This is a genomic window from Leptolyngbya sp. FACHB-711, assembly GCF_014695615.1.
In the GTDB taxonomy this organism is placed as follows: Bacteria; Cyanobacteriota; Cyanobacteriia; order Elainellales; family Elainellaceae; genus Leptolyngbya_A.
Map to the genome: position 1 here is coordinate 1 of NZ_JACJOR010000027.1, position 3,994 is coordinate 3,994.

The 3,994-nt window shown below is 45.8% G+C and carries 3 protein-coding genes; 2 read left to right on the forward strand and 1 reads right to left on the reverse strand.

Annotation, left to right across the window (positions count from 1 at the left end; translation table 11 throughout):
- Together H6F80_RS00335 and H6F80_RS00340 are read left to right on the forward strand one after the other, a co-directional pair.
- On the forward strand, window positions 1-920 hold a 920-nt coding region (locus tag H6F80_RS00335), incomplete at its 5' end, for an ATP-binding response regulator (protein ID WP_190789634.1).
- A gap of 31 nt (window positions 921-951) precedes the next feature.
- Window positions 952-2,280 (forward strand): sensor histidine kinase, encoded by a 1,329-nt coding sequence (locus H6F80_RS00340; RefSeq protein WP_190789635.1) that lies wholly within the window; start codon window positions 952-954, stop codon window positions 2,278-2,280.
- A gap of 618 nt (window positions 2,281-2,898) precedes the next feature.
- On the opposite strand, the gene H6F80_RS00345 is transcribed toward H6F80_RS00340, so the two are convergent.
- The coding region (locus H6F80_RS00345; RefSeq protein ID WP_190789636.1) for a GAF domain-containing sensor histidine kinase at window positions 2,899-3,994 on the reverse strand (1,096 nt) is incomplete at its 5' end.

Here is a 3,994-nt window from a genome sequence, read left to right on the forward strand (position 1 = left end):
GTGAGGGAAAAATTCGCTTTGAAGTCCGCGATACGGGCATTGGTATTCCGCAGGACAAACTCCAGGCAATCTTTCAACCGTTTGAGCAGGTGAGTGATGCCAAACGACAATCAGAGGGAACGGGTTTGGGACTGGCAATTAGCCAGGAGATTGTGGAATTGATGGGAAGCACAATCCAGGTTCAAAGTGAGATTGGCGTTGGCAGTATTTTCTGGTTCGATGTCAACTTGCCTGAAGCAGCAGAGTGGGTCAAAACGGCTCAAGCCGATCGCCATGGGCAAATTATTGGCATTAAGAACTGCAAGCCCAGGATTTTAGTCGTCGATGACAAATGGGAAAACCGCTCTGTCATTTCTAAGTTGCTTAGTCCGATCGGCTTTGACGTCGTTGAAGCTGCCACTGGGCAGGAGGGCTGGCAGAGAGCGGTAGAATTTCAGCCAGACTTAATGATCACGGATCTAATGATGCCTCATATGGATGGCTTTGAGTTGATTAAACAGATTCGAGGATCAGAAACGCTTAAAGACAAGATCATTATTGTTTCGTCCGCCAGCGTGTTTGAGACAGATCAGTACCGTAGCATCGAAGCAGGTGGCGATGATTTTCTACCCAAACCTGTACTGGCAGCAGAATTACTCCAGAAATTGCAAAAACATTTGCAACTGGAATGGCTCTACGAAGAGCAGCAGTCTTCGATTAGCCCAGTGATGGACAAGGCAGAACTCATTGCCCCCCCCGCATCAGAACTAGAAACGCTGTATGAATTAGCTATGAAGGGCAGCTTTAAAGGAATTTTGAAGCAGGCAGCCCTGCTTGAACAGATGGATCAAAAATACAGCCCCTTTGCCAAAAAACTGCATCAACTGGCAAAAGGATTTCAAGACCAGGAAATCCTAGCACTTATTCAATCCTACCGGTAAGAACCCTTTAATCAGCCCAGCAGTAAAAATTATGAACTCCACCTTTGATCAAAATGCCACCGTTCTAATTGTTGATGATGTTCCTGCGAACTTAGGTGTTCTGTCTGATACGCTGGATCAAGCAGGATTAGAAGTTTGGGTAGCGCAATCAGGCAAAATTGCTCTGGAACGGGTGAAATATGCTTTACCCAGCCTGATCTTGCTTGATGTGATGATGCCGGAAATTGATGGGTTTGAGACCTGCCGCCAACTTAAGGCAAATCTAGAGACCAAAGATATTCCCGTTATCTTCATGACAGCCCTCTCTGACACCGCAAATAAAGTTGAAGGATTTCAACTTGGAGCCGTAGACTACATCACAAAACCCTTCCAGCAAGAAGAAGTGTTAGCTCGCATCAAGCTGCACTTAAAGCTAAATGACCTGACTGAGAAACTGGAAGAGAAAAATGCCCTGTTAGAGCAAAAAGTTGTAGAAGTGGGCAAAGCCTACTCTGAATTGCAACAGATGCAGCTTCAACTGATTCAGAGCGAGAAAATGTCAGGTCTAGGGCAACTGGCAGCTGGGATCGCCCATGAAATCAACAACCCAGTGAATTTTATTTATGGCAACCTCACCCATGCCAAAGACTATATTGAGGATGTTATGGGGCTTCTGAATCTGTACCAAACAGAATATCCCAATCCTACTCCTTGCATTCAGGCAGAAAAGGAAGCGATCGACCTCGATTTCATCCAGAATGATCTGCAAAAGCTTTTCAATTCAATCACTCTTGGCGCACAACGCATTCATGAAATTGTCAAATCGATGCGAATCTTCTCCCGCGTCGATGAAACTGACGTTAAGGTCGTAGACATCCATGAGGGAATTGATAGTACCCTGACGATTTTGCATCATCGATTGAAGCCGACACCAGAACACGCTGCGATCGAAATTGTTAAAGATTATAGTCAACTTCCACCCATTGAATGTTACGCTGGTCAACTGAATCAAGTATTCATGAACATTCTGTCCAATGCGATTGATGCGTTAGAGGAATACAACCAGCACCGAACCTTTGAAGATAGCATTAAACAACCCGGTAGAATTCAAATTAGCACTGAGGTTATCGGCACTAACTGGATTGCGATTCGGATTGCTGACAATGGTTTCGGTGTTGATGAAGACGTAAAAGCAAAGTTATTTGACCCCTTCTTCACAACAAAACCAGTAGGTAAAGGGACTGGATTAGGATTGTCAATTAGCTATGAGATTGTAGTAGAGAAGCACGGGGGAAAACTCTACTGCCAATCAGCACCACAACAGGGTACAGAATTTGTCATCGAAATTCCAATGCAACAACAAATCTCTCTTGCAGCTTGACCTCTTGCGGTTTGATGCGACACTATCAGGTGTGGTTGTGATGCAAAAATTTTCTATTAACGAAGATTCGTACCATTCGTGTTGCACTCAGCAGCAATTCCAAAGATAGCCTCGATAACTTTGGCTTCAGACACACTACTCCCTGGGTCAATTCTCTGCACTTGTCCTTTGCGAAGCTTATTCATCGCTTCAGTCTTGCTCAACGCGCTTCTTGCAGGATTCACGTTTTCAATTCCATCATCGGCTTCATAATGCGCTTGATGCTTTGATGCTCCCGCTTAATGATGTCATTCAAGTATTTGCTTTGCCGTAATTCAGTATCCTGGGCATTTATCTCATCGGCTTTCAACGTCTCGGTGGCTTCAGCTAAGTAAAGCTTCCCGCGACTGGATAAGCCGCATTTGCATTGAGAGTTATAACTCCTAGAGCAGCAGTGTGCTGCCCTTGCAAACCCTAGCGGGAAACCCCTGCCGCTGCCTTGCTATCCCGCTTTGCACTCCGCATCTAGCCGAAGGTATTGCCTTCTAAATGCATGGCTCGATACAGATACTTCCACGCCCCCTTGATTTTGATATAGCCCATTCAACTGTTCACGATTAAGTACTCTGGTGAGTAGGGTTATACGTGCGTTGCAACGGTTGCTTGCACCGGAAGCGTAACGACTAACTCTGCTCCTTGACCCAGTGTTGAATTGACTTCTAGGGTGCCAGCATGTTTCTCAACGACGATCGAACGCACGATCGCCATTCCTAATCCGGTTCCTTTCCCCACTGCCTTGGTGGTGAACAAATGGTCAAACATCTTCTGTTTGACTTCATCAGACATGCCTATACCATTATCTTGAATCCGAATCACAGCCTGCTGACCATCTTCAGTTATAGACGTGCGAATGGCAATTTGATTGCGATTGGCTTCGATCTCGGTAAAGCTGCGCCCTTGATTGGAATCCTCGATCGCATCGATCGCGTTACTGAGGAGATTCATAAATACCTGATTCAGTTGTCCGGCAAAGCACTGAACCAAAGGCAACTGACCGTATTCTTTGATCACTTCAATTTCAGGGCGAGTTTCGTTGGCTTTGAGGCGATGTTTAAGAATCAGAATGGTGCTGTCTAAGCCATCGTGAATATTAAAGGCAATGGGGCGATCGCTGTCAGCACGAGAAAAGGTTCTGAGGCTGGTACTAATGTCTTGAACCCGCTTCACGCCTTCCCGCATAGAACCAATGGCGGCGGGTAAGTCTTTACGGATGTAGTTTAGGTCGATCGCTTCAATCTTATTCTGAATGTCTAGATCTGGATTAGGAAACTTTTGTTGATAGAGATCGATCAACCCAAAGAGATCTTGAATGTATCCTAAAGCGGGCTTAATATTGCCGCTTAGGAAGCCGACAGGGTTATTGATTTCGTGAGCCACCCCTGTCACGAGATTCCCTAAAGCAGACATCTTCTCACCTTGCACAATTTGCAGTTGGGCTTGTTGCAGATCGGTCAACGCCTGTTGGGCTTGCTGGTAAAGCCGAGCGTTTTCCAGGGAGATAGCGGCCTGGGCACAAAGGAGATTGAGTACTTCAATGCGATCGCCTGTGAACGCCCCCGCCGTTAGATGGTTTTCTAGATATAAAATCCCGATTAATCTGCTTTGATTGAAAATCGGAGTACATAAAACGCTCTGGGGAAGCTGTTTCAGGAAATAAGGGTCTCCCGCAAAGGTG